Source organism: Sediminicoccus sp. KRV36 (assembly GCF_023243115.1).
Taxonomy (GTDB): Bacteria; Pseudomonadota; Alphaproteobacteria; order Acetobacterales; family Acetobacteraceae; genus Roseococcus.
In genome coordinates this window covers 1,997,715-2,024,247 of the sequence record NZ_CP085081.1, presented here as the reverse complement: position 1 = coordinate 2,024,247, position 26,533 = coordinate 1,997,715, and the positions used below count along the sequence as shown (strand labels likewise).

Annotated in this window: 24 protein-coding genes; 6 read left to right on the top strand and 18 right to left on the bottom strand. The window is 68.6% G+C overall.

What is annotated here, in order from left to right; all coding sequences use genetic code 11:
- Positions 1-15: 15 nt before the first annotated feature.
- Both LHU95_RS09290 and LHU95_RS09285 read right to left on the bottom strand, forming a co-directional pair.
- Positions 16-1,059, bottom strand: a complete 1,044-nt coding sequence (locus LHU95_RS09290; RefSeq protein WP_248711083.1) for an amidohydrolase family protein — start codon at positions 1,057-1,059, stop codon at positions 16-18.
- Complete coding sequence (locus LHU95_RS09285) at positions 1,056-1,631, bottom strand: carboxymuconolactone decarboxylase family protein (protein ID WP_248711082.1); 576 nt, start codon at positions 1,629-1,631, stop codon at positions 1,056-1,058. The genes LHU95_RS09290 and LHU95_RS09285 overlap by 4 nt, the downstream gene beginning before the upstream one ends.
- Before the next feature lie 173 nt (positions 1,632-1,804).
- Here LHU95_RS09285 and LHU95_RS09280 point away from each other — a divergent pair, with 173 nt between their 5' ends.
- Positions 1,805-2,605 carry an SDR family NAD(P)-dependent oxidoreductase gene (locus tag LHU95_RS09280; protein ID WP_248711081.1) on the top strand — a complete coding sequence of 267 codons (801 nt, stop codon included), beginning with the start codon at positions 1,805-1,807 and terminating at the stop codon, positions 2,603-2,605.
- Between the two features lie 267 nt (positions 2,606-2,872).
- On the opposite strand, the gene LHU95_RS09275 is transcribed toward LHU95_RS09280, so the two are convergent.
- The 7 genes from LHU95_RS09275 to LHU95_RS09245 all read right to left on the bottom strand — a co-directional run bounded on the left by LHU95_RS09275 (position 2,873) and on the right by LHU95_RS09245 (position 10,574).
- A complete protein-coding gene (locus tag LHU95_RS09275) occupies positions 2,873-3,739 on the bottom strand; it encodes a transporter (RefSeq protein WP_248711080.1) in 867 nt (288 codons plus the stop codon).
- Positions 3,740-3,947: 208 nt separating this feature from the next.
- Positions 3,948-5,180 (bottom strand): cation:proton antiporter, encoded by a 1,233-nt coding sequence (locus LHU95_RS09270; protein ID WP_248711079.1) that lies wholly within the window; start codon positions 5,178-5,180, stop codon positions 3,948-3,950.
- Positions 5,181-5,258: 78 nt separating this feature from the next.
- Positions 5,259-7,010 carry an arylsulfatase gene (locus tag LHU95_RS09265; protein ID WP_248711078.1) on the bottom strand — a complete coding sequence of 584 codons (1,752 nt, stop codon included), beginning with the start codon at positions 7,008-7,010 and terminating at the stop codon, positions 5,259-5,261.
- A gap of 69 nt (positions 7,011-7,079) precedes the next feature.
- The gene (locus LHU95_RS09260; protein ID WP_248711077.1) at positions 7,080-8,078 is read right to left on the bottom strand and encodes an AraC family transcriptional regulator; all 999 of its coding nucleotides are present in this window, start codon (positions 8,076-8,078) and stop codon (positions 7,080-7,082) included.
- Positions 8,075-8,977 carry a formylglycine-generating enzyme family protein gene (locus tag LHU95_RS09255; RefSeq protein ID WP_248711076.1) on the bottom strand — a complete coding sequence of 301 codons (903 nt, stop codon included), beginning with the start codon at positions 8,975-8,977 and terminating at the stop codon, positions 8,075-8,077. Before LHU95_RS09255 ends, LHU95_RS09260 begins: the two co-directional genes overlap by 4 nt.
- Before the next feature lie 347 nt (positions 8,978-9,324).
- On the bottom strand, positions 9,325-10,146 hold the full coding sequence (locus LHU95_RS09250) for a hypothetical protein (protein WP_248711075.1): 822 nt from the start codon (positions 10,144-10,146) through the stop codon (positions 9,325-9,327).
- Complete coding sequence (locus LHU95_RS09245) at positions 10,146-10,574, bottom strand: ABA4-like family protein (RefSeq protein ID WP_248711074.1); 429 nt, start codon at positions 10,572-10,574, stop codon at positions 10,146-10,148. Before LHU95_RS09245 ends, LHU95_RS09250 begins: the two co-directional genes overlap by 1 nt.
- A gap of 220 nt (positions 10,575-10,794) precedes the next feature.
- Between LHU95_RS09245 and LHU95_RS09240 the strand changes: the two genes are divergently transcribed.
- Together LHU95_RS09240 and LHU95_RS09235 are read left to right on the top strand one after the other, a co-directional pair.
- On the top strand, positions 10,795-11,424 hold the full coding sequence (locus tag LHU95_RS09240; RefSeq protein ID WP_248711073.1) for a TetR/AcrR family transcriptional regulator: 630 nt from the start codon (positions 10,795-10,797) through the stop codon (positions 11,422-11,424).
- A gap of 255 nt (positions 11,425-11,679) precedes the next feature.
- A complete protein-coding gene (locus tag LHU95_RS09235; protein WP_248711072.1) occupies positions 11,680-12,498 on the top strand; it encodes a MipA/OmpV family protein in 819 nt (272 codons plus the stop codon).
- Between the two features lie 78 nt (positions 12,499-12,576).
- On the opposite strand, the gene LHU95_RS09230 is transcribed toward LHU95_RS09235, so the two are convergent.
- Genes LHU95_RS09230 through LHU95_RS09215 form a run of 4 tightly spaced genes read right to left on the bottom strand, consistent with a single transcriptional unit; the run spans position 12,577 to position 16,677 of the window.
- The gene (locus LHU95_RS09230; protein ID WP_248711071.1) at positions 12,577-15,054 is read right to left on the bottom strand and encodes a heavy metal translocating P-type ATPase; all 2,478 of its coding nucleotides are present in this window, start codon (positions 15,052-15,054) and stop codon (positions 12,577-12,579) included.
- Between the two features lie 37 nt (positions 15,055-15,091).
- The gene (locus LHU95_RS09225) at positions 15,092-15,328 is read right to left on the bottom strand and encodes a thioredoxin family protein (protein ID WP_248711070.1); all 237 of its coding nucleotides are present in this window, start codon (positions 15,326-15,328) and stop codon (positions 15,092-15,094) included.
- Between the two features lie 12 nt (positions 15,329-15,340).
- Complete coding sequence (locus LHU95_RS09220; RefSeq protein WP_248711069.1) at positions 15,341-16,384, bottom strand: permease; 1,044 nt, start codon at positions 16,382-16,384, stop codon at positions 15,341-15,343.
- Positions 16,381-16,677 (bottom strand): metalloregulator ArsR/SmtB family transcription factor, encoded by a 297-nt coding sequence (locus LHU95_RS09215; protein WP_248711068.1) that lies wholly within the window; start codon positions 16,675-16,677, stop codon positions 16,381-16,383. The genes LHU95_RS09220 and LHU95_RS09215 overlap by 4 nt, the downstream gene beginning before the upstream one ends.
- A gap of 296 nt (positions 16,678-16,973) precedes the next feature.
- On the opposite strand from LHU95_RS09215, the gene LHU95_RS09210 reads away from it, so the two are divergent.
- From LHU95_RS09210 to arsJ, 3 genes are read left to right on the top strand one after another with little or no spacing between them, the layout of a single operon-like run.
- Positions 16,974-17,828 (top strand): metalloregulator ArsR/SmtB family transcription factor, encoded by an 855-nt coding sequence (locus tag LHU95_RS09210; RefSeq protein WP_248711067.1) that lies wholly within the window; start codon positions 16,974-16,976, stop codon positions 17,826-17,828.
- A 25-nt stretch (positions 17,829-17,853) separates the two neighbouring features.
- Positions 17,854-18,897 (top strand): ArsJ-associated glyceraldehyde-3-phosphate dehydrogenase, encoded by a 1,044-nt coding sequence (locus tag LHU95_RS09205; protein ID WP_248711066.1) that lies wholly within the window; start codon positions 17,854-17,856, stop codon positions 18,895-18,897.
- Positions 18,894-20,120 (top strand): organoarsenical effux MFS transporter ArsJ, encoded by a 1,227-nt coding sequence (arsJ, locus tag LHU95_RS09200; RefSeq protein WP_248711065.1) that lies wholly within the window; start codon positions 18,894-18,896, stop codon positions 20,118-20,120. Before LHU95_RS09205 ends, arsJ begins: the two co-directional genes overlap by 4 nt.
- A gap of 42 nt (positions 20,121-20,162) precedes the next feature.
- On the opposite strand, the gene LHU95_RS09195 is transcribed toward arsJ, so the two are convergent.
- Genes LHU95_RS09195 through LHU95_RS09175 form a run of 5 tightly spaced genes read right to left on the bottom strand, consistent with a single transcriptional unit; the run spans position 20,163 to position 26,533 of the window.
- Entirely contained in the window at positions 20,163-20,807 is a 645-nt protein-coding gene (locus LHU95_RS09195; protein WP_248711064.1) for a hypothetical protein, read from the bottom strand.
- An 8-nt stretch (positions 20,808-20,815) separates the two neighbouring features.
- The gene (locus LHU95_RS09190) at positions 20,816-22,942 is read right to left on the bottom strand and encodes a SulP family inorganic anion transporter (RefSeq protein WP_248711063.1); all 2,127 of its coding nucleotides are present in this window, start codon (positions 22,940-22,942) and stop codon (positions 20,816-20,818) included.
- Positions 22,939-24,156, bottom strand: coding sequence for an adenylate/guanylate cyclase domain-containing protein (locus LHU95_RS09185; protein ID WP_248711062.1), 1,218 nt, complete (start codon positions 24,154-24,156; stop codon positions 22,939-22,941). The genes LHU95_RS09190 and LHU95_RS09185 overlap by 4 nt, the downstream gene beginning before the upstream one ends.
- Positions 24,153-24,551: a response regulator gene (locus LHU95_RS09180; protein ID WP_248711061.1), complete on the bottom strand. Its 399-nt coding sequence runs from the start codon at positions 24,549-24,551 to the stop codon at positions 24,153-24,155. Before LHU95_RS09180 ends, LHU95_RS09185 begins: the two co-directional genes overlap by 4 nt.
- Entirely contained in the window at positions 24,548-26,533 is a 1,986-nt protein-coding gene (locus LHU95_RS09175; protein WP_248711060.1) for an ATP-binding protein, read from the bottom strand. Before LHU95_RS09175 ends, LHU95_RS09180 begins: the two co-directional genes overlap by 4 nt.

Below are 26,533 nucleotides of genomic sequence, written 5' to 3'. Positions count from 1 at the left end.
CCAGGATTGTTGTTGTCAGGCGATGTCGGGCAGGCGGTAGAAGCGGGCCGCGCTGCGCCAGAACAGATCCGCCTTCTCGGTGGCACTGGCGCCGGCCGCGATCCGCTTCATGGCGTTCCAGCCGATGGCATAGGCATAGCCGCCCTTATCCACCGGGAAGTTGCTCTCGAACATGCAGCGCGCGGCGCCGAAGATCTCGATGCAGCTTTCCATCCAGGGGCCCCAGGCCTCAGCCAGCTCGGCCGAGCTGGGCGCGCGTTCGCGCGTCTCGAAGCCGAAACCGGGCAGCCGCATGCCGAGGCCGCCCAGCTTCACCATGACGTTCGGGCAGCGGGCCAATTCGCGCAGATTCGCGGACCAGGTCGCGAAGACCTCATCGCGCTGGCCGGCATAGCGGCCGATGCCGAGGATGCCGCCGCAATGGTCGAGCACGATCGGCACTTCCGGGAAGGCGCGGGCCAGCGCTGTCAGGCGCGGGATCTGGTGGAAGTAGATCCAGGCGTCGAAGGTCAGGCCGAGCTTGCCGAGTTCCGCGATGCCGGCGCGAAAGGCTGTGCTGTCCAGCATGTCCTCGGGCGGGCTGTAGGCCGGGTTCAGCATGGCCGGATCGGGGTCCCATGTCGCGGTGTGGCGGACACCGCGGAAGCGCTCGCCCCCCGCCCGGAGATGGGCTTCCAGGACCGGGCGCACCGCAGCACCCAGGCGAAGATCGGCCGCGGCGACGATGCCGGCACAGGCGCGCACCGCGCCATAGGCGCCGCTGGCGCACATGGCGCCGACGCCATTGGCGAATTCCGTCTCGCCCACCGCGCGCATCGCCGGCGGCCCTTCCGCGCGCAGCATGGATCGCGCGGATTGGACATAGACCGTGGCGCGCACATCGTGGCCACTGCGCAGGTCGGCCAGCAATTCATCCAGCAGATAGCGCCAACCCGGCTGATCCCAGAGGTGATGATGCGGGTCGATGATCGGCTGCGTGGGGTCCAGCGCGGCCTCGTTGTGGCTGGCGAGCCAGGCCTCGCGGACTGGGATCTGGTGCTGGTGCGTGGCGCCGCTCATGCGCCGGCTCCGGCGAATTCGGGGTCGGCCAGTTCGGGCGCGATGCTGTCGGGCAGGCCGAGCTCGAAGGTGTTCAGCGTCAGCGCGACCAGGCAGTAATAGCCGAGGATTCCCACCAGCTCGACCATGCCGCGCTCACCCAGGGCCGCGACGCCGGCATGATAGAGCGGCTTCGGCACGCGCCCGGTGGCCAGCAGCGTCCTGGAGACGTCGAAGACGACCTGCTCCCGCGGGTCGCTCAGCCCGGGGGCGCGGCGGGCGGCGATGGCGGCGATCACTTCAGGGGCCAGGCCGGCCTTCAGCGCCTCGCGCTTATGGGCGGTCCATTCATGGTGTGACGTCCAGTGACGGGCACAGACGAGGATCGCGAGCTCCGAAAGGCGGGGCTCCAGCGTCGTTTCGTAGCGCAGCAGCTCGCCCAGCTTTTGCCCGCGGCTGGCCAGGACCGGGTTGCGCAGCCAGGCGATCATGGGGGCGGGCACGCGGCCACGGATGCCGGCCACAGCCTCGGCCACGCTGGCTTTTTGCGCCTCCGTCAGCTCAGTCTCGGGTGGCAGGTGCAAACGGGGCATGGACTTCGTCCTTCATCATGGGCCGGGCGCGGCGCGGGCGGGTGAGTGTAGCCCCGGTTTCCGCCGGCCTGATCCTATAGCCACTCTTCCGGCAGATGGAAGATGCTTGCATAGTGTGGATGGTCCACAGGACGCTGTGCCAGGCAGGGCCACCCAGGCGATGGAGACACAGGATGACGGAACGATTTGCGGGCAAGATCGCCGTGGTGACGGGCGCGGGCTGCGTGGGCCCCGGCTGGGGCAATGGGCGCGCCATCGCCATCGGCCTGGCGCAAGAGGGTGCGACCGTGATCGGGCTGGACCGTGACCCGGCTTCCATGACCGAAACGGCCGAGCGCATCGCCGCCGCGGGCGGGCGCTTCGAGCCGCTGACACTGAACGTGACCGATGCCGCCGCAATCGCCCGGACGGTTGCCGCCATCGTCGCCAGGCATGGGCGCATTGATGTGCTGGTGAACAATGTGGGCGGCTCGGCCCCCGGCGGACCGGTCGAGATGGCGGAAGAGACCTGGGATCTGCAGATCGACACGAATTTGAAGAGCGTCTTCCTGATGCTCAAGCACGTGCTGCCCGTCATGGAGGCGCAGGCCAGTGGTGCCGTGGTCAACATGGCCTCCACCTCGGGCATCCGCTGGACGGGCGCGGCGCAGGTCGCCTACGCGGCATCCAAGGCCGGCGTGATCCAGCTCTCCCGCGTGGTTGCCGTGCAGTACGCGGCGAAGGGCATTCGCGTGAACACGGTGGTGCCGGGCCAGATGCACACGCCGATGGTGGAAGTCCGGCTGGCGGGTCAGCGCGCCGGCGGCGATGTGCAAGCGCTCGTGGCGCAGCGGCTTTCGCGAATCCCGGTGGGGTTTGCCGGTGACGGGCGGGACACGGCAAACGCCGTGCTTTTCCTGGCCTCGGACGAAGCGCGCTTCATCACGGGGACAGAGCTTGTGGTGGATGGCGGCATGTCGGTGCGGTGCGGATGAGCGGCGGCGCATTCAAGTAGAGCCTGAAGCATGGCGCATCCCCGAATCCTAGGGGAATCCTGCACCGGAAAATCGGGCATCGAACACCTCGCCCATCATGCTGAGGGCCCCGGCATGTGCGCATTTGCGCCCAGCTGAAACGCGGCCCGGCTGATGGGGCAGGAACACCATAATGCCGGCCGCCCCGCTGCGGAGGCGCGCAGGCCGCGGCCATCGCGCTTGAACGCCAGCTTGACCCGCAGGATGCCATTGATCGGGCGTCAAGCGTCAGAAGATCAGCGTGACCTGCGTCCGCAACTGCCAGGTCGCTGCCTCATCAGGGCGCACGACATTGTAGTAGGCGCCAACCGCCAGGTTCACCGGCAGCCGGCCCAGCCGGATCACGCGCCCGACCTGCCCGCCAACCGGCACTGTCCAGGCATTGCTGCCGCGCTCCAGCCAATTCGCCGTGATGATGGGCGAGGTGCCGACATACCAGCCCCCGCCGAAATTGTAGTTCACGAAGGGCTGCAGCAGGAAGTTGCTGTACTGCGTGCCGCCGCGGCCCCGCGTTCCGCCAAAGGACCAGACATTGCTGGCGAGCGCGCCCGCGACCCAGGGGCCCCGCATATAGACCAGCGCCGCAGTCGGCCCGCCGCCCCAGACGGGCGAGCCGAGCGAACGGTCGCTCGCGGTCGGCACCTGCACCACCGGCCCCACCGCCCAGAGCCAGCCATTGGTCGGATTGGCGGGCGACAGGAAGGCCGAGAAGGTGATCGGCGCGGTGCCAAAGGGCACGGTGCTGGCCTGCGGCTGGAAGGAAGGGTTCCAAACCAGCGGCAGGATGGTGCGGGTGACGATGTTCCAATCCTCGTTGATATGGATCGGAATCACCGGCTGGATGTTGAGGATCTCCTGCGTGCGGCTGCGCGGTCCCACTCCGAAATTCGTGTTGGATTGAAACGGGAAACTGTAGAGGTCGCCAATCGGGTTCTGCAGCTTCTTGGCGAGATCCGAGGCGCTTTGCTCCGCCGCTGCCGGCGGGCGGCCGGCATTCAGCCGCACCGGCGGCTCGGCGGGTGTGGATTGTGCCAGCGCAGCCATCGGCAAGCTCGCGCAGAGGGCCAACGTAGCGAAGAGGGAAAGGCGCGTCATGTTGCGGGTCCTTTTCTGGTCGTCTGCGTCCATCCGCATCCAAGCACACCCGGGCCCCACCCGCCGCAACGGGCGGAAATCCAAAGGCTCGGGGTGGTGGCGAGGCCGGCATCAATGTGCTGCCAGCTGCTGATCGGCCAGACATGGCCGGCGCGAACAGCCGCGATATCGCTCTGCATCGGCGAGCATCCCTCGCCGGTCTTGGCCACTAGGGTTGCGCTCCGGGCCAGGGCGCGGGCCCCATGCGTGGCGCGAAGCGTGCCGTTAGCAGCGGGCCCAGGACGGCGGTCAGCAGTACCAGGACCAGGACGGCGTTCAGTACGTTGCGATCCAGCAGTGGCTGGCCCGCGGCGTCGAAGGTCGAGTGAGCCACCAGGGCGGCCGCCAGCGTCGCCGCAACCTGCGGCAAGGTGAGCGCCCACATCGTCAACCGCTCCGGCGACGTGTAGCCGAACACCCGCCCGATCAGCGCGCTCGCGCCCCACTTGCCCAGCAGCAGCGCCGCCAGGATGCTGAGCACCAGGGGAAACTGGTGCAGCAGGCTCCCGAAGAAGGCGACCGGGTCGATCAGGAAGCCCGTCACCACGAAGAAAGCCGGGATGAAAAGGGTCTTGCCGACGAAGTTGAGCTTGTTGGTCGCGGGCCTGTCCTTGACGGTGGAGTTGAGCGCAAGGCCAGCCAGAAAAGCACCGATGATGCCTGGCAACTGGATCAACTCGGCCATGACGCTGGCGACCGCCAGAAGCACCAGAAGAATTACGAAATAGGCCGCTTCCTCATGCTCCATGCGGCGCAGCAGCCAGCCACCGACATGCCGGAGCCCGAGGAGGATGATGGCGCAGAACCCGGCGATCTGCATCATTTGCAGGCCCAGGCCCGCGAAAGAGAAGCCGCTGACAAAGGCCGTGACGCAGGCGGCGAAGATGATCAGAGACAGCGTGTCGGAAATCACCGTGGCGCCGACAGTCACGGTGATTGCCTCGCGGTTCGCCTGGCCGGCATCGCGCACAATTGTCAGTCCGAGCAACGTGTGCGAAGCGAGCAGGGAGCCGATGACCAGGGCCGGGATCACACCATAGCCGAACAGCACGCCGACCATTGTGCCCGTGGCCAAGGGAAGCAATGTGGTGGCAAGGCCGAAGACGACGGAGCGGTTTCGCGCGCGGCTCAGCAATTGAAGATCAATCTCTAACCCGGCGAAGAACATCAGCAGCAGCTTGCCAAGATCGGAGAAGAAATCGGCGACAGCCGGGTTCGTGCCAAAGACATCCAGCCCATGCGGGCCGAACAGGATGCCGGCCAGCAACAACCCGACGACTCCGGGCAGCGAGGCCGCGCGGAACAGCAGTGGGATGCCGACAAAAATGGCCATGGCGAGGGCGAATTTGGCCATCAATGGCAAGGCCAGGGCCTCGCTGCGGATGCTGTCGAGAATGTCCATGGAACCTGGGGCGGCAGCCAATGAGATGAGAAAAGGGGGCCGCCGGCGCGGGATGCGCGCCGGCGGCGGTGTCAGGCGTCAGCGACCGGCGCCGGATCTCCGGGCGGCTTCAATCGCCGCCTCGACCTGCGCCTTTACCGCTTCGATCCCAAAGGATGCGCCGCGCTGCGCCGGCGGGTAGGCGACGAAAGTTTCCGCCACCCGCGCAACTTCCTGCTGCACATAGACGAAGCGCCAGAACTCCCGGACGAAGAAGTCCATGGGGTAACCCCAGGCGCCGGTCAGCGACATGTTGCTGGGCAGGCCCAAGCGCTCGAACGGATCAACCCGCAGGTTGGTGATCATCGGCGTGTTCAGCCTGACAGATCCGCCAAGCCAGCCATTCGGCTGATCGAGAAAACGGTATTTGTAGTTGCCGATGCGGATCGCGGCCAACTCGGTCTGCGTGAAGTAGATCAGCTCATTGCGCGTCGAACGCCCCGTGCCGGTCAGCATGGCCGTCTGGTCATAGCCATCGAGATGCACGCGGTAGTTCCGACCGGCGAGATCACGCCCGGCCCGCAACTCGGCTGCGATATTCGGCAGGCCGGCGGCCGCCGCGAAAGTGGGGAACCAGTCCAGCCCGGACATCAAGCCGTTCTGTACCGTGTTCGGCGCGACGCGCCCGGGCCAGCGGATGATCATCGGCACCCGGAAGCCGCCTTCGAGGCCCATGCCCTTGGTGCCAGCGAAGGGCGTGTTGCCGCCATCGGGCCAGGTGAAGGTCTCGGCGCCGTTGTCGGTCGTGAACACCACGATGGTATTCTGGTCGAGGCCACGCTGGCGCAGGTGGTTCATCACGGCGCCGATATTGTCGTCGAGTTGCGCCATGCCGGCTTCCTGGATGGTCCAGTCGTTCTCCGGCGTAATGCGGTTCATGTATTCCGGAGACAGATGCGTGATCACATGCATCCGCGTCGGGTTCATATATGCGAAGAATGGACGGTTTGCCGCAACGGCGCGGTCAATGAAGCCGATCACGTTGTCGCGGATGACCTCGTCGAAGGTCTCCATGTTGTAGGTGATGCCCGGAGTTGGATGGGGCGGCAGCGGGCCCTCATCTACGATCCGCTGCCGGCCGACGCGGCCCCAGCGCGGCTGGTCGGTGGTGTCATCCACATTTGTCGCGGTGCATCGAACGATGTTGCGCGGTCCAACCGTCGCGCGTGCCGCCGGCGGGTATGTCCGGTTGAACGGGTCCTGCATCGCGTCGAGATGGTAGAGATAGCCGAAGAACTCGTCGAAGCCGTGCACGCAGGGCAGGAATTCGTTACGGTCGCCCAGATGGTTCTTGCCGAACTGGCCGGTGGCGTAGCCCTGCTGGCGCAGCATCGCGGCGATGGTCGGCGCTTCGGCGGGAAGCCCCAGCGGCGACCCTGCCTGGCCGACCGTGGTCAGCCCCGTGCGGATGGGCAGCTGCCCGGTGATGAAGTTGGCGCGGCCGGCGGTGCACGAAGCTTCGGCATAGTAGTCGGTGAAGAGCGCGCCTTCGGCAGCCAGGCGGTCAAGGTTCGGCGTCCGGCCAGCCATCAGGCCGCGGTGATACGCGCCGATGTTCCACATGCCGACATCGTCGCCCATGATGAACAGGATGTTCGGGCGCTGCGGTGTGGGAGCGGGCACCGCCGGTGCCGTGACAGCCGCGGCAGATGCGGCCGGCCGGCCTGGCGTGGTCTGCGCGAAAAGCGGCGTGGACAAGGCAAGTGCGCTGATCGCGCCCACCGTCCCTGCCATCAGGCCGCGCCGTCTGAAGTTCAATGCCATCTGTCCTGCTCCGTTGGGTTTGGCCAAATGGAGACGCGACCGTGCGGCGCCACTGGCTCACCGGCAGCGAACATCAACCCGCCCGGTCGAGGGCATCTATGCAGAAATCGTAAATGGCCCGAAATTCATAGTCACCGCGCGCTTGTGACGCAGCGTCTCGGAAGGAGTTTCACCGAACATGGCGCGATAGGCGCCGGCAAAGCGCCCAAGTTCCCAGAAGCCGCATTCCAGCGCGATGGCCGCGACGGTAACCCCACGCGGGTCGGCCGCCAGCAGTGCGTGATGCGCCAGCCGTAGACGGCGACTGTGAAGGTAGCGAATGGGTGTCTGGCCGAGCCTCTCGCGGAACAGCACCTCCAGCGTCTTGGCCGAGCAGCCGGCGGCTTCGCAAAGTGCGGTCAGGTGCAGCGGCGCGGAGGGCTCCTCCTCGATGCGGCGAAGCACCCGGCTCATCAGCAGGTTGCCGCGCCGCTGCGCTGCACGTTCGGGCAGCGCCGTCGCCTGGTCCCATGCGGCGAGCAGCGCTTCAGCAATCCGGGCATCGAGCGATTCGGCGGCCACGGGATGTGCGAGGATGTGCGGTGCGTCCCGGGCAAGGCCGATGGCTTCGTGATGCAGCGCGACCAGTGTGGTGAAATCGCCGGGGGCGGGGCGCATGCGCAGCGGGCCTTGCAGCATGGCGCTGAGGTCACGCCCGAGAAGCAACACTGTGCGCGCCTGCAGGGCTTCGCACGGGAGGGACAGGTTCCGGCGTACCGTATCGCCGGTCGTATGCTCGACGCTCAGCGATGCTTCATGGCGCAAGCGTATGGTGCCCGGGAGTTCTTCCTGGCCATCCGCGATGCTTGGTGAATCCTCGTGCAGCGTCGGTCGGACGTAGATGCGCTCGGGCGCAGTTTCGATCAGCGCCATCCTCGGCAGGCTTTCCTCAACCAGCGAGAGATTGACCATTGGCAAGCGTGCCTGCGTGACCTTCGCGCGGAAGTGGCCGCCCCGCTGCAGCGTCAGGCGCAAATGGGCGTTCTGCACGGCATCGGCGAAGCTATCAGGGTCCTGGAAATCGCGGCGGCTGGTGGGGGCAGCAGTCGTGCTCATGCGGCGTCGCGCCGGATGCAGCGAATGCCGATATGGCTCATCCCCGTATCCACCATCTGCGCGTGCCGCGCGGCGGGGCGGTAGCGGCGGCAATAGGAGGGGGCGCAGAGAAAGGAGCCACCCTTCACCACGCGGCGCGGAATACGGATGGCCGGCTGGCTGGGGTCGAAGGAAGCGTCCATCGCCGGGCCTCGCGGATCGCTCGGCATGCAGCAGGAGGTCTGGGGCTCTGGCTTGGCGGCGTCCGCGGCATGGCCGGGCGCGAACCAGTCGGTTGTCCATTGCCAGACATTGCCCGCCATGTCGTAAAGTCCGTAACCGTTGGGCGGGAAGGACGCGACGGGTGCGACACCGGGAAAACCATCCTCGGCCGAGTTGCGCCACGGGAACTCGCCCTGCCAGGTATTGGCCATGTGACGGCCACCGGGGGTCAGCTCATCGCCCCAGACAAATTCCGCGCCTTCCAGCCCGCCGCGCGCGGCGAACTCCCATTCGGCTTCCGTCGGCAGCGCCTTGCCGGCCCAGTTCGCGTAGGCTTCGGCATCCTCATGGCTGACTTGCACCACCGGATGGTTCGGCCGGCTTTGAATGCCACTGCCGCGGCCTTCGGGGTGCCGCCAGCAGGCGCCGGGAGTCCAGGCCCACCAATGCCTGTAGTCGTCGGTCGGCACCGGGCCGGTGGTCATGCGGAAGACCAGGCCGCCAGGCTTCAGGTCACGCGGACGGGCGCCAGGATACATCGCCGGGTCAAGCCGCCGTTCGGCCACGGTGACGTAGCCGGTGGCCGCGACGAAGCTGGCGAATTGCGCGTTGGTAACGGTGGTTTCGTCCATCCAGAAGGCGTTGACCCGCACGCGGTGCGCCGGGGCTTCTTCCGCGTAATGGACATCGCTGCCCATGCGAAAAACGCCCCCGGGCACGCGGCGCATGCCGGCTGGAGCGTTGGCAGCCTGAGTGGCTGGCGGGGCGTCGGGCAGTATTTCGGGCATGCACACGCTCGGCTTTGGTTGTCAGAACTCTGATGCGGGGCAGCCTACGCGCTTTCCATGGCCATGGGCATTGCCCGAACGCAAACTGGCCTGGTGCAGGGCCTGCGGCTGGTGGCGGGCTGAAGCATCGTGTCAGCTCGCCAAGGCGGGCGGGCTGACACCGGGATTGTCGCCCATGTTGCTGGTGGTTTCCAGCATGATGTGGTGGGCGCTACGCCTGGCCCACTCATCCGATTGTTGCGGCAGGCTGGCGCCGATCAGGCGAAGGGCCGGCCCAGCATGGCCTGAAGGAAGGTGCCCAGCGTGAACAGCGTTCCCAGCGCCGCCGCCCCGTAGAGCAGGCCGCGCCAACGGGCTTGCTCGGTGGCCCAGAGCAGGACCGCCAGGATGGTCAAAGCCTGGATCATGTGCAGGCCAAAGAAGTGCGCCACCCGCAGATCCCCGCCATTGCGCAGCCAGCCCAGCACCGCCCATCGCACGGCATCCCCCGCCAGGCCGACACCATGGCCAGGCTGCACGGACATCCACACACCCGTCGCACCCCCCAGCACACCGCCGAGCACAAGCCCCAGCCCTGCGCCCTCGACGATCACGCGCGGCCCCTCGCCATGCCGCAGCACCAGCGCACCCATGCCGATGGTGGCCAGCACCAGGCACACGGCGCCCACGCCCATCAGGCGGTACATCATCACGCCAAATGGCGTCGCCACATGGTAATGCGAGGCGATCCCGCGCGAGGCCGCCCAGGCGATATAGCCCGCCTCGAACAGCGATGCCGCGACAAGGGCCAGCACCAGCGCGCGCGCCATCCAGCCGCGCCGAACGCGTCCGGGCAGCAGCAGCATCATCCAGGCGATGGTCAGCAGGTGGACCGCCAGGGACAGCTGGAACTTCATCGGCTTGACCCAGGCACCTGGCCCCTCCCCGCCCCGCGTGTCGAGCAGATGGGCGGCGCCGGTGGGCACCAGGCACAGCAGCAGGAACAGGCCGATGGCGGCGAGCAGCCGGTCACCGTGATAGGCGGCGGCCAGGGGGCCGCTCGGCGGCAGCCAGGCCATGGCGTGGCGGGAGCCGGCCATCACCGCGCCGCCACCGGCATGGAGGTTGGCCCAGGCCGGCGCCGCGTGGCACTCGGCGCGCTGGTACGGATCATGATCCAGAGCAGGAAGCCCGCCGGGCCGAGCAGGCAGGCGGCGGGCAGGACAGGGAGCAGCGCCCAGCGGGGAACCGCCCGCGTCGCGGCGTCCCGCGCGATCCAGCCACCGATCAGCAGGTCGAAGGCCAGCAGATGCACCCACCCCGCCAGCAATATCCATTCCGAGCTGAACAGGGCCGCCACCGCGGACAGGCTGCCAAAGCCGCCTTCCGCCACGCTGGTCCAATGCACAAGAATGATCGCCGCGTAGAGCGTCGTGAGGGCCAGCGGGATCCAGAAGCCGGCCACCCTGTCCCGCAGCACGGGGCTGCGCAGCAGGATGCCAGCCACCAGCAGGACCCACCCGGCCATGGCCATTCCGCTGGCCATCGCGAACACGCATTGGGGCGAGAGAGCCGTCATGGATCGCCCCGCTGGGTGCGGAGGTGGAGGACGCGCATCGGGCAGGGTTCCTGGATATATTGACGATGGAAAGTTAGATGCCTAGATTTAATCTTGTCAACGGTCAGATTACGCCTTTACCGCCGCGCTGCGCATTGTCACACCGCCGCCGCCCCGGCATGGTGCGCGGGTGAGCGTCACGCCAAAACCCGAAGGCCGCCATCATCATGGCGCGTTGCGCCGCGCATTGCTGGATGCGGTGGCGGAGATCGTACTGGAAGCCGGGCCGGAGGCCGTCAGCCTGCGCGAATGCGCGCGGCGGGCCGGCGTTTCACACTCGGCGGCCGCGCCGCATTTCGGTGACAAGCGCGGCCTGCTGACCGCCTTCGCCATGGAAGGCGAGGAACGCCTGGCCCGGGCGATGAACGACGCCGTCGCCGCCCTGCCGCCCGGTGCCACGCCAAAGGAGCGCCTGCTGGCGACGGGCCACGGCTACATCGCCTTCGCCACCACGACGCCCGCCTATTTCCGGGTGATGTGCCGGAGCGACCTGATCGACACCGGCAGTGACACCTGGCGACAGGCCCAGGCCAGCGCCTGGACGCCGCTGGTGGACGCGATGACGGCCGTCGTGCCCGACGCGCCCCCCAGGGCGCTGCGCGCGCGCCTGGCGCTGGCCTGGGCCTCGGTGCACGGGCTTTGCACCTTGCGGGCGGAAGGGGCCGGCGGTGATCTGTGGCGACCGGACGAGCAAGGCCACGAGGTCGCGGATGACCTCCTGGCCCTGGTCGTCGAGGCCTGCGCCGCGCCCTTCCGCTGAGACGCCCTCCCCGTTCCACCGCGGCCTGATGTTTCAGCGCCCGCGGCGTGTCGGCTTGCCCGCACGCCCCGGCATTCAGGATTCCTTCAAGAAACAGACATCTTTCCAGCCCTTTAGGCTGTAGCAGAATATTACAATTCTGCCTTCTTGACGATGGTCAGTTTCATATTGAACAATATGACCAGCGGCAAGTTGTCGCCGAGCCGTCGCCGCCAGCCCCGCGGCCGGCTTTCATTTCATGCAAAGGCATGCCTCATGCACCTCGCTCTTCGCTCCGCGTTGCTGACCATCGCAGCGCCACTTCTCGTGGCCGCCATCGCCACGCCGGCCCTCGCCCAGGAACCAGTCCGCCTGACCGGATTCTTCACCCTGGGAGTCCTGTCGAGCCCGGAATACGAAGGCGCCAGCGATCGCGCCGCCACGCCCCTCGTCGCGGCCCGCGTCGCCTACGGCGCCAACTACATCGAGACCGCGACGCTGGCCGGCGGCATCGGCTTGCGCGCCAATATCCTGACGCTGGAGAGCCTGGAATTCGGCCCCGTCTTCGCGCTGCGCCGTGGCCGCCAGAATGTGGAAAATGCCCGCGTGAAGCTGCTCAATGAGGTAGATGACGCGTTCGAGGCGGGGCTCTTCCTGCGCATCCCCTTCCGTGCGGTACTGACCCCGCGCGACGAGGCGGCCATCGAGTTGCAGGTGCTGCGGGATGTCTCGGACACACATGGCGGCACTCTCCTCAGCTTCGGCGCCAGCTATCGATTCCGGCCGACTGAGCGCCTGCGCCTCGGCCTGCTCGCCGGCGCGACCTATGCGAGCGAGCGCTACAACAACACGTATTTCGGCATTGATGCGCGTGGCGCGGCAGCGAGCGGCCTGCCGGCCTACCAGCCCGATGCGGGCATCCGCGACATCGGCATCGGCCTGACGGCGAATTACGACCTCACCGCCAATTGGGGCGTCAGCGGCTTGCTCAGCTACCGGCGCCTTGTCAGCGCCGCCGCCGACAGCCCGATCGTTCGGGATGAGGGGAACCCGAACCAGCTCACCTTCGGCCTTGGCCTGAGCTATCGTTTCTAGCGCCAGGGGGGCGCTCAACCCTGCCGACCCGTCCGGGCGTCGCCGCTCTGGCGGGTCATTCCCCGAGGGGAATGCCTGTCAGCTGCGGGCAAGCGGCACGCTGCCAGGCCCGCGAAGCCAAGTCTCGCTCGGATCACGATACGCCAGGAGACGCAACGCATTGGCGACGACGAGCAGCGTCGAGCCCTCGTGGAACACCACGGCGGCACCGAGTTGCAGCCCGAACAGCGTCGCCGGCACGAGCACCGCCACCATGCCCAGGCTGATCCAGAGATTCTGGCGGATGACGCGGTTCGTGCTCCGGCTCAGCCCGATGACAAAAGGCAGGCGCGTGAGGTCATCGCCCATCAACGCCACATCGGCGGTTTCCAGCGCCACGTCGGACCCCGCCGCCCCCATGGCGATGCCCACCGTGGCATGCGCCATGGCCGGCGCGTCATTCACGCCGTCGCCCACCATCGCAACCTCCTGCGCAGCCCGGAAGCGCTGAATGGCGGCGACCTTGTCCTCGGGCATCAGATCGCCCCACGCCTCGTCCAGCCCGACCTGCTGCGCCACCGCTTCGGCGACGCGGCGATTATCGCCCGACATCATCACCATCCGCGAAATGCCGAGCTTGCGCAGCTGCTGGATGACCCCTGCGGCGGCCGCGCGCGGCGTGTCCATCAGGCCGATGGCGCCGAGGTATCGCTCGCCCCGCCGCACGATCATGGTCGTGCGGCCGCCGTGCTCCAGGCCAGCGATCATGGCCTGGACCTCTGGCGTGACAGGCGGACCCTCGATTTCCGCGAACAGCGCTGCCTTGCCGACGAAGACCGCATCGTCGCCGATCCGCGCCGCAAGGCCGCGTCCGGTAATGCTGCGCAGCTCCGTGGCTTCAGGCACCGTGACGCTAGTGCCGAGTTGCGCCCGCCCATCGCGGAGCACGGCGGCGGCGAGCGGGTGGTCGCTCAACGCCTCGACGGAGATCGCGACCATCAGCAGCTCCCGGGCATCGACGCCGGATGCCGGCAGCACGTCCGTTACCCGAGGCTTGCCCTCCGTGAGCGTGCCGGTCTTGTCGAAGGCGATGGCGCCCAGCTTGCCCAGATTCTCAAGCGGCCCTCCCCCCTTCACCAGCACGCCACCGCGTGCGGCGCGCGCGATACCGGAGAGCACCGCACTCGGCGTCGAGATGGCCAGCGCGCAGGGGCTAGCGGCGACCAGCACCGCCATGGCGCGATAGAAACTCTCGCCGAAACTCTCATCGAGAACGACAAAGGCCAACAACAGCATGAGCACCGCGGCCAGCACCACCGGCACGAAGATGCGCTCGAACCGGTCGGTGAACCGCTGCGTCGGCGATTTCTGCGCCTCCGCCTCATTCACCATCCGCACCAGCCGCGCGAGCGAGCTATCCGCGGCGAGCCGGCTCACCTGCACCTCCAGCGCGCCGGCACCATTGATGGTGCCGGCATAGACGCGGTTTTCCGCCAGCAATCCCTCGGGTCGCAGCGCAGCGCGCGCGGTATCCTCGACAGCGCGCTTATCCACCGGCACGCTTTCGCCGGTGATCGGCGCCTGGTCCACGCTGCTCTCGCCCTGAGTCACGAAGCCATCAGCCGGGATGCGGGTGTTCGGGCGCAGGATGATCGTGTCGCCGATCACCAGTTCGGCGACCGGAACCTCGCGCACCGCGCCATCGCGGCGCAGTTCGGCTGTGGGTGGGGCAAGTTCGGCCAGGGCTGCGATGGCCCGCCGCGCCCGGCCCATGGCGTAGTGTTCAAGCGCGTGGCCAATGCTGAACAGGAACAGCAGCAGCGCACCTTCCGCCCATTTGTCCAGCGCGGCGGCGCCTGCCGCGGCGACCAGCATCAGCGTGTCAATCTCGAAGCGGCCAAGGCGGATGGTGTCGAGTGCCTCGCGCAGCGTGTAGTAGCCGCCAAAGCCGTAGGCGCCGAGATAGAGCGCCACAGGCAGCCAGGCCGGCGCATCGGTGAGCCAGGACGCGAGGTAGCCCGCAATCAACAGCGCGCCGCTGAGCAGCGCGAAGATCAGCTCGGAATTCGTGCCAAGCGGGCCGCCATGGTCGTGCTCATGTTCAGCATGCGCGGCGTCGTCGTGGTGGCGCACGCCCATCTCGGCAAGCGCCTGGCGCAGCGCAGCCTCGGAGGTGGCAATGCGATCAAACTCGATCCGCACAGGCCCAGCCGGCGACGCATCCGCCTCCATCACGCCGGGCAGCCGTGACAGCAGATCGGTGACGGTCCGCGCGCGGCGTTCATCCCGCAACCCCTCCACATCCCACAGGACATGACCGAAGCGCTCCGTCAGCTGCGCGCCGGTGCTTTGGGCGATGTCCCGCACGCGCGCCAGGCTCGCCACAGCGGGATCGTAGTGAATGCAAAGCTGCGCTGGATGGTCCCCCGATGCGGGGACGACATGGACCTGGTCAATTCCATCATGGCCATTCAGGGCACTGATCAGGCGCCAGACGCAGGCATCGGCTTCGCCGGGCGCGTCGGGCAGAAGGATCCCAAGGTCGAGCTTGACGCGCTTCGCCTGGGTGCCACTCACCGGCGGGCGGCCATTGGGCGCCGCGCCGCCGCCCTTGTCACGCTCTGATCCAGCGCGCGACGTCCTCGGCCTTCGGCAGGCCGCCGGCGTGGACCACCTTGCCATCCACCACCAGGCCGGGGGTCGAGGCGATGCCATAGCCGGCGATCTTGGCGTAGTCGGTTACCTTTTCGACGGTGACCTCCACCCCGGCCTTCGTGGCGGCATCCTTCACCATCTGAACCGCCGCATCGCAGCGCTTGCAGCCCGGGCCGAGTACCTTCACGTTCTTCATCATCGCAATCCTTCAGGCAAAAAGCAGGTTGAACAGGAAGCCCACGGCGAGGATGCCGGTCGCCACCACGCCGACAAAGACGGCGATCAGCTTCACTGAGAGCACCTTGCGCAGGATGATCATCTCCGGCAGCGACAGCGCGATCACCGACATCATGAAGGCCAGCACGGTGCCAAGCGCGGCCCCCTTGCCCAACAACGCTTCAACCACGGGAATGATGCCAGCGGCGTTGGAATACATCGGGATGCCCACCAGCACGGCGGCCGGCACCGACCACCAGGCATCCTTGCCCATGATCGAGGCGAGCAATTCCTCCGGCGCGTAGCCATGGATCAGCGCGCCCACGGCGATGCCGGCGATGATCCAGTACCAGACGCGGCCGACGATCTCCTTCACCGAGTCCAGGCCCGTGCGAATGCGGTCAGGCCAGGTGACGGTGACCTCCGGCAGCTCCGCGGTGCCGGCATGGATCTTCAGCACCCAGGGCTCCAGCCAGGATTCCAGCTTGAGCTTGCCGATCACCCATCCCGCCGCGATGGCAATCCCCAGGCCAAAGACGAGATAGGTCAGCGCCACCTTCCACCCCAGCAACGCAAACAGCAGGCCGAGCGCCACCTCATTCACCATCGGCGCCGCGATCAGGAAGGAGAAGGTGACGCCCAGCGGCACGCCCGCCGAGACGAAGCCGATGAACAGCGGAACCGCCGAGCAGGAGCAGAACGGTGTGACGATGCCAAGCGAAGCCGCCATGGCATTGCCCACCCCCTCACGCCGTCCGGCCAGCAGTGCGCGCGTGCGCTCGGGCGAGAAAAAGGACCGCACCACGCCCATGGCAAAGACCACCAGCGTCAGCAGCAGCAGCACCTTGGGCGTGTCGTAGAGAAAGAAGGCGAGCGACTGGCCGAGATGGCTGGCCGGATCCACCGGTAGCAGCGACACGGCCCAGTCGGAAAACGGCACCAGCTGGCTGTACAAGGCGACCCAGACCGCGAGACCAGCAAGCGTGCCGGCCAGCCACGGCAGCGGCGATGCCGGACGTAGGGTGGTGCTGCTCATGCGGCGAGGCTTTCCTGGCGGAGAGGCAGTTCGAGCGCGGCCTCAAGAAGGCGCCGCACAACAGGCGCCATGGCCGGGTTCAGGCGGTAGCGAACCCATTGCGCATCGCGCCGGTCCACCACCAGGCCCGCCTGGCGTAGCGTCACCATATGTCGGGACATGCGCGACTGGCTCGCGCCGAGCATTTCCATCAGTTCGCAAACGCAGTGTTCGCGGCCGTCCCGCAGCAGACGCAGCGCGGCGAGGCGGGTGGGCTCGGCCAGGGCGGCCAGGAGGGCAACGGGATGATGCATGGCATTATTCAATGCGCCATCCCGCATATGCGCTCAAGCATATTCGCCGCATATCCGGCATGCGCCGTCCGGCTCAGGCGATTCCAGCACGCGCTGCCGCCCTGCCCTTGCGCGGCCTCCGCTCCACGGATGGCAGGCAGCCCCGCCCCGCCGCCCTCGCGTGCCGGATGTCTCGCGGCGCCTTGGCCGCATCATCCGCCCTGCCCGCTTCCGACCCACGCAGCTGGTGGGCCGCCCCAAGCGCCGTCACGGAAGCTTCACAAGCGCAACGCCCATGTTTCGACTAATCTGCATCCATGGAATTGTTAGGCGCCGCCACCTGCTTCGATGCCCTGGGCCAGCCGACCCGCCTTGGGCTGATGCGTGCGCTCCTCGCCGCCGGCCCCAACGGGCTCGGCGCTGGCGAGGTCGCCGAGGCGCTGGGCGTGCCGCCATCCACACTCTCCTTCCATCTTCGCGCGCTGGAAGCGGCGGGGCTGATCGCTGCGACCCGCCAGGGCCGGCACATTCTCTACGCGGCCCAGATCGAACGCGTGCGGGCCGTCGTCACCTTCCTGGTCGAGGCCTGCTGCGACGGCGATCCCGCCCGATGCGGCGGCCTCGGCCTTCTGCTGGACCAAGCCATGGGACATGCCACCGTGACATCACGCCCCTTCAACGTCCTGTTCCTCTGCACCCGGAACTCGGCGCGCTCCATCATGGCCGAAGCGATCCTGGCCAGGCTGGGTCAGGACCGCTTCCGGGCCTTCTCGGCCGGCAGCGAACCCGCGGCGGCGGGGCCCCTGCCCGAGGTGCTCTCGCAATTGAAGGCGATGGGACATGACGTCTCGGCGCTGCGCAGCAAGAACTGGGATGAGTTCACCGGCCCGGCCGCGCCCAGGATCGATTTCGTCATCGCGCTGTGTGACACGCTGAACGGGCAGGCCTGCCCCGATTTCGGCGCCACCGTCCTGACCGGCGCCTGGCCCCTGCCGGACCCGGCGAAATTCGGCGGCTCCGCGGCGGAGCGCGCGACTTTGCTGAACGAACTCTACGCCGCGCTGCACCGGCGCCTCGCGATTTTCGCGGCCCTGCCGCTCAGCGCGCTCGACCGGATGGCCCTGAAGGCGCAGCTGGATGAGCTGGCCGATCCGCACGCCATGGCGCGCTGACAGTGATCATGACGGAGACGTGCCCATGAAGGTCGGCATCAACGGCATGGGCCGCATCGGGCGCCTGGCCCTGCGCGCGGCGATGGGGGCCGCCGAGCGCCAGCCGGAGGATCCGCGTGCCGGCAACCGGCTTGAGGTCTTGCATCTGAACGAGGTCAAGGGCGGTGCGCCTGCCATCGCGCATCTGCTGGAATTCGACAGCGTGCAGGGCCGCTGGCGCGCTGACATCGCAGCCGAGGGCAACCGCGCCATCCGCATCGGCGACCGCCGCCTATCCTATTCGGAACACGCGAAGCCTGGCGATGTGCCCTGGGGCGACCTCGGCGTGGATGTCGTGCTGGAATGCACCGGCAAGTTCCTGTCGCCGGAGACCTTGCAAGGGCATCTCGACCGTGGTGCCAGGCGCGTCATCGTCGCCGCACCCGTGAAGTTCGACAGCGTGCTGAATGTCGTGGTGGGCGTGAACGAGCATCTCTACGATCCGGCCCGCCACCCCATCGTCACGGCGGCGTCCTGCACCACCAACTGCCTCGCCCCGGTGGTGAAGGTGGTGCACGAGGAGATCGGTATCCGGCACGGCCAGATCACCACCATCCACGACCCCACCAACACCAATGTCGTGGTTGACGCACCGCATAAGGACCTGCGCCGCGCGCGCTCGGCCATGCTATCGCTGCAGCCGACAACGACCGGCAGCGCCACCGCCATCGCGCTGATCTACCCCGAGCTGAAGGGCAAGCTGAACGGCCATGCAGTCCGCGCGCCGGTGCTGAACGCTTCGCTCACCGATTGTGTCTTCGAAATGCAGCGGGCGACAACCGCCGAGGAGGTGAATGCCCTGTTTGCGGCCGCGGCGGCAGGCCCGCTCGCGGGGATCCTGGGCTATGAATCGCGCCCGCTGGTCTCGGCGGATTATGCCCGAGATACGCGGAGTTCCATCGTGGATGCGCTCTCCACCATGGTGACCGACGGCACGCTGCTGAAGGTCTACGCCTGGTACGACAATGAGATGGGCTACGCCTGCCGCATGGTGGACCTGGCCTGCCATATGGAGGCTGTCGGCCTATGAATGCCGGCACGCGCAACTACGCCATCGTCACGGCGGCCTATTGGGGCTTCACGCTGACGGATGGCGCGTTGCGCATGCTGGTGCTGCTGCATTTCTTCCGCCTCGGCTACAGCCCCATCACGCTGGCGCTGCTGTTCCTGCTGTATGAGGCAGCGGGAATCGGCGCCAACCTGATCGGCGGATGGCTCGCGGTACGGTTCGGCATCGCCCGCATGCTGGCGGTGGGCCTGGCCACGCAGATCGCGGGTTTCCTGCTGCTCTCCGCCATGTCGCCCGCCTGGGGCGCGGCGCTGTCCGTGGCCTGGGTGGTGCTGGCGCAGGGCATTTGCGGCGTCGCCAAGGACCTGACGAAGACCGCGAGCAAATCCGCCATCAAGCTGACCGCCGGCGACGCGTCCGGCCGCCTGTTCCGCTGGGTCGCCTTCTTCACCGGCAGCAAGAATGCGATGAAGGGCCTGGGCTTCTTCCTCGGCGGGGTGCTGCTGGAGGCGCTGGGCTTTCGCGGTGCGCTGTGGGCCATGGCCGCCATGCTCGGCGTCATCCTGGTTGGCGTCGTGCTATCCCTGCCGCCCTTGATGGGCCGGGCAAAGGCCTCGAAATCCGCGAGGGAATTATTCGCGAAAAATCGCGGCGTGAATCTGCTGGCCGGCGCGCGCGTGTTCCTGTTCGGCGCGCGCGATGTGTGGTTCGTCGTGGGCCTTCCGGTGTTTCTCTATGCCGCGGGCTGGACCTTCACGATGGTGGGGGCTTTCCTGGCGGTCTGGACGATCGGCTATGGCGTGATCCAGGCGGCGGCGCCGGCCGTGATCCGCAAGAGCGCGGACGGGCTGTCGTCGGAAATCCCGGCAGCGCGCGCCTGGTCGCTTGGCCTCGCGATCGTCCCGGCGGTGCTTGCCGCCCTGCTGGTGACCGGCACGCCACGCCCCGACATCATCGTGCCGATCGGCCTGTGCCTGTTCGGCGTCGCCTTCGCGGTGAATTCCTCGGTCCATTCCTACCTGGTGCTGGCCTATGCGGGCAGCGAGAAGGCGGCCGAGGATGTCGGATTCTATTATGCCGCCAATGCCGCCGGGCGCTTCGGCGGAACGCTGCTCTCCGGCCTGCTTTACGACTGGGGTGGGCTGCCGGCCTGCCTGCTGGGCTCCGCGCTGATGCTGGCAAGCTGCTGGCTCGTGACATTGTCCTTGCCCATCGGCCCGGCGGTCACCGCCAGGGCGGCCTGAGCGCGCCTGCGGCACTGGGTGGCGCGGCATGCCACGACCGGATCAGCCATGGCCGAGACCGGCCTGCGCAAGCGCCTCGCGGATATTGGCCCGCGCCCGCGCATCGAAGGCTTTGCGCAGCGGCGCACTGCGGTAGATCTCCCTTGCTGCGGCCTTGCGCGTCAGGAAGCCGATATTGCGCAGCCTCCACTCGGCGTCGGAGAGATGCCGGCACTCCCGGCGAAGCCGCCGCGTATTGGCGGCGAAGACGCGCGGCACCTCGCCCAGCGGCGTCAGATCAAGATCCAGCAGCCAGGCGCGCGCCGCCCAGGCCTCGGCTGAAAGCCCATTCGGGCACGCGGCCAGGTGATCGGCCGTCGCGCGGATCGTGCCGGCCACCCAGGCCACGTCCTCGGGTGGCAGGGCCGGCGCGGCGGCAAGCCACAACGCCGCCGAAGCAGCCTCATTGTCCAGCCTTCGCGGATCATGGACGGCATCGTGAAAGGCGATGGCGCAGGCGATCAGCTGGTGCCACGGCGGCAGGCGGACGCTCATTCCCACGCCGAATTCCAGATGCCGCCGCCACATCAGCCCGACATGGTCAACGCCATGATAATGCCGCCCCGGCGCGGCAAGCCGCCGGCGCAAATCCTCCCGCGCCGCGGGCAGGATGGGCAGTTCGGCCAGCAGCGCCTCCAGGACATCCATGCCGCGCCTCAGGACTCCAGCTGGTCAATGATGCCGTTGGCGGCGGCGACATGGGCCGAAAGCTGCCGCGCGACGGCCGCCATCAAGGCCCAGGCCGCCTCGGGTGCCGCGATCCGCAGCGCCTCGGCTTGCGCGACACCAAGCCGCAGGCAGCGCACTTCGGTGCGCGCCATCACATCGGCGCTGCGCAGCCGCGCCCCGAGCAGCGCCGACTCGCCGAAGATCACGCCGGCCGAGAGCACGGCCAGGCGCGTCGCCGGCCGGCCCTCGGTGCCGGGCAGGCTGATGATCACCTCGCCCTCACGCAGCAGGAAGGCGGCATCGGCGGGCTCGCCCTGGCGCAGGATCGGTGCGCCAGCGGGGAAATGGCACTCCTCCATGCGCGGCAGGAGCAGCGCCGGGACCGGGCCTGGCAGGCCGAGCGCCGCCAGGGCCTCCAACGCGCCCTGCGGCGCGGGCGGTGCCGCTTCGCGCTGCGCGGCCAGCAGCATCTCCTCCGCCGCTTCCATGGCCGAGGCGAGGTCGGGGAAGATGCTGGCCGGCGGCAACGCCTCCAGCAGGCCGAGTGCCGCCAGTTCCTCCCGCGCGCGGCCCCCCGCATGGAGCGGTGCTAGCAGCGTCTGGCCGGGTGCCGCGCGGCACGCCTCCAGAAGGCGCCGCCCGCCCGAGAAATCCATTCGCGTCACCCGCGAGAGGTCCAGCACCAGGATCGCGGCGCCATCGCGGCGCAGCGCCTCGGTCGTGGCGATGATGTTCTCCGCACTGCCGAAGAAGATCGCGCCCTCCAGCTCGACCAACGCGACGCTGGCGCCCAGCTCCCGCAGGCGCCGCTGGACCTCCGGCGCGCGCCGCACGCGCGAGCGGCCGACCGGGTTGCGCGTGCAGCGGCGAATGGCCGAACGCGACATCGAGACGGTGAAGAGCAGCACCGAGAGCAGGACACCCGCCCCCACCGCCGCCACCAGCCCGAAGACCAGGGCCGTGCCCATCACCACCAGGATCACGCCCGCATCCGCGGCGCGCCTGGCCCATCCCACGCCGGCGAAGGGCCAGAGCGGCCGGGCCTGGAACAGCCGCAGCACAGCACCCACCAGCGCACCGGACAGCGCCGCATAGGGCAGCAGCGCGATGGCCTGGCCCGCCAGCAGCAGCGCAAGCAGCGTCACCCCCGCGCGGGCCAGCATGGCGGCGCGGCCGCGCCCGCCCCAGCGCCAGCAGGCGAGGCTGATGCTGCCCAATGCCGCGGCAGGCGCACCGCCGCTGGCCCCACCTGCCAGCATGCCGAAGCCGCTCGCCGCCAGATCCTGGCCCGGATTGGCGCGCCTCCCCGAAGCCTCGCGCAGCGCGCTGCCTGCGACCAGCACCTCCAGCGCGCCCAGCACCGCCATGGAGAGGGCCGCCGTCACCACGAGCATCCAGGGGGCTGCCGGCAGCCCCTCCCGCCAGGCCTGACGCAGCCCATCCGCCAGCTCCGGCATGGAGGGCGCCACACCGACCAGCGGCCCCACCGGCAGCGCCGCCGCGGCGAGCGCGTGATGAAGCAGGCCGGCGACGGCCAGGGCCACCAGCGGTGGCGGCAGCAGGGGCAAGGGCTTGAGCATGAGCAGCACCGCCACCCCCGCCACCAGCAGCGCTGCGGGGGCAGCACCCTCCAGCGCCAGGCCCTGCCCCGGTGCCATGCCCAGCAAAAGCGGCGCCTGGCCCAGCAGGATGAGCAGCACGATGGCATTGCCGATGCCCAGGGTGACCGGGCTGGGCGTCAGCGCCGCGAGGCCGGCAAAGCCGCTCAGGCCCAGGGCCAGCATCAGCCCGCCGGCCAGGAGGGCCAGCAGCATGGCCAGCATGATGCCCTGGCCCAACGGGACGGACCCGATGGCGGTCAGGCATCCGGCGGTGACCAGGGCAGTGGCCGCCGTGGTGGTGCCGACCAGCGGGCGGCTGCTGCCCAGCAGCGCCACGGCCAGGCCCGCCGCCGCCGAAGCGGCCAAGGCCGCCGCCATGCCGAAGGCAACGCCCTGCGGCCCAAGCGGCGCAAAAGCGATCATGCCATGCGTCAGCGTTTGCGCCGCGGCCAGGATCCCGGCATTGCCGCCAGCGCGCAGATCGCGGCCCAGGCTTCCCCCGTCCGCGCTCATCGCAGATCCACGAGGCGCCCGCTGGCCCCGGCGCGCAGGCGCCGGGCATGGAAGCGCGCCAGGGGATCCCCCTCCAGCCGCTCCAGCGCCAGCAGGGCTGCCGCATCATCCTGGCCGATCAAAGCGAAGGCCGCGCCATAAGCCTGGGCATCCGCCTCTCCGCCGGCCCGCGGCTCGACCACGGAAATCGGCTCGGAGCGGCCGCGCAGCAGCAGGTCCCCCACCGGCCGCCCCTGGAAGCCGGCAACCTGAGCGGCCGCGGCGGCCGAGACCAGCAGCCGCGTGCCCATCACCTTGTTCGCCGCCTCCAGCCGGGCTGCGATGTTGATGCTGTCGCCATAGGCCGTGTAGTCGAAATGCTGCCCCGCGCCGAAATCCCCGACCAGGGCAGGGCCGCTGTGCAGCCCGATGCGCGTGACGCCCAGCGCCACCTCCCGGCCCATCCGGAAGCGTTCGGCGAAGGCATCGAGCGAGAGGGCGCAGGCCAGGGCGCGTGCCGCGTGATCCGCCTGCGCATCGGGCGCGCCAAACAGCAGCAGCAGGCCATCGCCCATCACCTTGGCCACCGTTCCGCCATGGGCGAAGACGATGTCGGTCATGCCGCCGAGATAGCCGTTCAGCAGCCCGGCAAGCTCAGCCGGCTCCAGGGTTTCCACCAGGGCCGTGAAGCCCGCCACATCGGTGAAGATGGCACTGACCTCGCGCCGCTGCCCGCCCAGGTCGAGGCGTGGCTCGGGCCCCGCAAGCTGGGCCGCAAGGTTGGGCGAGAAGTATCGCGCCAGCGCCGCGCGCGCGCGCTCCGCCTCCAGGCGGCGCGCCTGGTTCTCCCGCCGCTCGGCGATGTGGCGCAGCGTCTTCGCGACGGTCGCATCGAGATCGGCGAAGTCGATCGGCTTGGTCAGGAAGTCGAAGGCGCCGCGGTTCATCGCGGTGCGGATATTGGCCATGTCGCCATAGGCGGAAATGATCACCGTGGCCGGCGGATCGGCCATGCCCTGCAAGGCGCCGAGCAGCGTGAGGCCATCCATGCGCGGCATGTTGATATCGGCCAGCACGAGGTCGAGATCAGGGTTGCGCGCCATCACTTCCAGCGCCTCCATGCCGTCGCGGGCAAAGAGCATGGCGAAGCGGCCCTCACGCAGCTCGCGGCGGAATTTCTGCCGCAGCAGCGCCTCCAGGTCGGGCTCATCATCCACGACGAGGATGCGGTTCATGCCCGGCCCTCCCGCGCGGCCAGGCAGGCTTCGAGCTCGGCCCGCAGCGCGGCGAAATCAATCGGCTTGGCCAGGATATTGCTGGCCCCGCTGGCCCGGGCGCGTGCCTCCGTCGCCGCGTCGCCATAAGCCGTGATCATGATCACCGGCAGGTCGGGGCGGAGCGCACGGGCCCGCTCCAGCAGATCAAAACCGCTCATCCCCGGCATATTCACATCCGAGAGCAGCAGGATGATCTCCTGCCCGCGCGCGGCGGTGAGCAGCCCCAGGGCCTGCGGGCCGGATCCGGCGAATTCGAGCGCGAAGCGGCCCGCCCGCAGGTCCCGGCGGAAGCGCTGCCGGAACAGCGGCACGATGTCCGGCTCGTCATCCACCACCAGCACCAGGACGCTCATGCCCCAACCGCCTCGGCCGGGCGGCGGCTTGGCAGGGTGAGGATGAATTCGGTCCACTCGCCCTCCTCGGTCGCCACCGCGATGCTGCCGCCATGCTGCTGCACCACGATGTCGTGCGAGAGCGAGAGGCCAAGGCCAGTGCCCTCACCGGGCGGCTTGGTGGTGAAGAAGGGCTCGAAGATATGCGCGCGCACGGCCTCGGGGATGCCCGTGCCATTGTCCCGCAGGCGCAGCTCCACGGCATCCGTCAGCGCCCGCGTGGCAACATCCAGATGCGGCAGGAAACCCGGCCCGGCCAAGCCCTGCTTGCGCCCCAGCGCGTGGAAGGCATTGCCAAAGAGGTTGAGCAGCACGCGGGTAAACTCCTGCGGCAGCAGATCCAGCTGACCGACCGCGGGGTCCAGGCGCTTGCCAAGGGTCACGTTGAAATCCGGCCGCTCGGCCCTGGCACCATGCCAGGCGAGGTTCAGCGCTTCCTCCACCAGGCCGTTCAGCGCCACCACCCGGCGCTCGCCCTCGCCACTGCGCGAATGGGCGAGCATGTTGCGCACGATGCTATCGGCGCGGCCGCCATGGTTGGTGACTTTGGCGAGATTGTCGCGCAGCATGCCGCACAGCTCGGCGATATCGGCGCGCAGCGCCTCGGGCAGCGCATGTCCCGCCCGGCCGAGGCCTTCCTCCAGCTCATCCAGCAGCTCGATGGACAATGCCGCGAAGTTGTTGACGAAGTTGAGCGGATTCTTGATCTCATGCGCGATGCCCGCCGTGAGCTGGCCCAGGGAGGCGAGTTTCTCGGTCTGCACGAGCCGATCCTGCGTGGCGCGCAACTCATCGAGCGAGCGGGCCAGCTCCCGGGTGCGGTCCGCCACCTTGGCCTCCAGCGTTTCCTGCGCTTCCTGGATGCGGCCGGCCATCTCGTTGAAGCGCAGCGCGAGGGTGCCGATCTCATCCGCCGTGCTGACCGGGATGCGCTGCGCCAGATCACCCTGGCCGAGGCGTTCGGCACCGGCCTGCAGCTGGCGGATCGGACCCGTCAGGCGCCGCGCCAGCACCACGCCCGCCGCCAGCGCCAGCACCACGCCGAGCACCAGCAACGCCAGCGTCTGGTATAGCGCGGCATAGACCGGGGCCAGCGCCTCGGCCGTCGGCTGCTCGACGAAGACGATCCAGCCCAGGCGCGGGATCACCGCATGGGCCGAGAGAACGGAGCGGCCATCGAGGCCCCGCGCCGCGCGCACGCGCGCACCGCCGCCCCCGGCAATGGCGGCGGCCACCTGCGGCAGCGCGGCCAGATCCGTCTCACGCAGCACCAGGCTCATATCGGGATGGGCGATCAGCCGGCCGGCCGTATCGGTGACGAAGGCATAGCCGGTGCCACCCACCCGGATGGCGGTTACCACCTCCCAGATCAGCTTGAGATTGACCTCGGCGATGGTCGCACCCGGGTTGCGCCCGGCATGCGTCACGGCCAGCGCCATGTAGGGCTCCGAGCCGCGGCGGAAGGTGACCGGGCCGTACCAGACGCGGGACTGGCGGCTGCCCAGGAAGCGTGGATCGCCGCTCAGATCCTGGCCGCTATCCAGCACATCCGGCTCCAGGCGCGAAAGCCGCAGCCGTTCGCGGCCCGCGCCATCAAGGTAGAGCAGCTCGGTGATGGCCGGGGCCTGGCGCAGCAGGCGAATGAAGTCGTAGCGCCGCTGCTCCATAGGCACGCGCGGCCAGTCGGCCCGTGTGGTCCAGCCAATCTGCTGTTCCAGCTCGGCGACGAATTGCACCACGCGGTCCCCGGCGGCATCGGCCTTTTCCTGCTCGATGCGCACAGCCGCCTCGGTCGCCTCCTGATAGGCGAACCACATGCTGATGCTGCCATTCACCACCAGCACGGCGGCCACCAGGCCGATGAAGGCCAGGGCGAGGCGTTGGGCGAGGGACAGGCGCTGGGTGAGGGAAAGGCGCTGGGTGAGGGAAAAGCTGGGGCGCAT